Source organism: Enterobacter sp. 940_PEND (assembly GCF_001059415.1).
Taxonomy (GTDB): Bacteria; Pseudomonadota; Gammaproteobacteria; order Enterobacterales; family Enterobacteriaceae; genus Enterobacter; species Enterobacter cloacae_M.
This window is the reverse complement of sequence record NZ_JUMS01000111.1, coordinates 1-1,041: the sequence shown is the minus strand read 5'-3', so window position 1 is coordinate 1,041 and position 1,041 is coordinate 1. Positions and strand designations below refer to the sequence as shown.

Annotated in this window: 1 protein-coding gene; it reads right to left on the bottom strand. The window is 50.2% G+C overall.

The window, feature by feature from the left end:
- Positions 1-37 precede the first annotated feature (37 nt).
- Complete coding sequence (locus ADJ24_RS15615; protein ID WP_231883369.1) at positions 38-508, bottom strand: restriction endonuclease; 471 nt, start codon at positions 506-508, stop codon at positions 38-40.
- Positions 509-1,041 lie beyond the last annotated feature (533 nt).

The following is a 1,041-nucleotide window of genomic DNA, read 5'->3' as shown; positions in this document are numbered from 1 at the left end:
TGATCTGATCCTTCAACTCAGCAAAAGTTCGATTTATTCAACAAAGCCTCGTTCCTCGCGTTGCTGCGGTACGCCTCATCATTGTCTGCGGTGCGGTTGCGATGGTGAAGGAGCTGCCGGGCGTGAGCAAATCAATCAGGCGCTGGCCGCTGATAATCTCCATCCGATCACTGGCGAAGCTAACAGCTTTTGAAGCTGCGCCAGTTTTTCCGGTATGGCAAAACAAACCGTGACAGTTATGTCGTTTAAGCAACGTATCGAACTCCTGAACGTGCTGTAAAGCAATATGGCCGCGATAGCGTTTGGCCTGGATGAGATAGCGATGTTTTCCGATTATTACCTGGCCGTCAATGCCTCCATCGCCGGTATAGCGTTTGTTTCTGATAGTTCTGAAGCCATGCGACTCAAACCCTTCCAGCAACAGTTCTTCAAACACAAAGGGATCAATTTTCCGCAGGTAGTTAATTTTTTGTGGGAAGCCCGGCAACGTCTTTATGCGCTCCAGCACCCGCCGCGCACTTTGCTGCTTCCTTTTGTGTCGCCGGTGCCGTACTGAACGCCGGAAGAATACAACGGCAAGCAGTGCGATGGCGCTGCAAGCCCATAGAAGGGGTCAGTTTGGAGATCGGAAATTTTTGTACGTTAAGCGCATTATTTAACCAATCTTGGTTCGTAAGGGGTTGATTTTGCGTCAGTGGCTATCGCTTTTAAGTTGTCGCTCTTGCAGTATCGCATTTAGGTTATCCGATTAAGGTCAAACCTCTGAAAATGCCGTATAGCGCGGGAGTACACCCTATTGCTATAGGTAAGTCTGTTCAAAAAACAGGCTTACCGTACAATAATTCTCTATATCCAAACTGACCCCTGGTAGCTCCCTCGTGCGCTCTCCTGTTCCTGCCTTTCGGTTTACCGGTGTCATTCCGCTGTTATGGCCGCGTTTGTCTCATTCCACGCCTGACACTCAGTTCCGGGTAGGCAGTTCGCTCCAAGCTGGACTGTATGCACGAACCCCCCGTTCAGTCCGACCGCTGCGCCTTATCC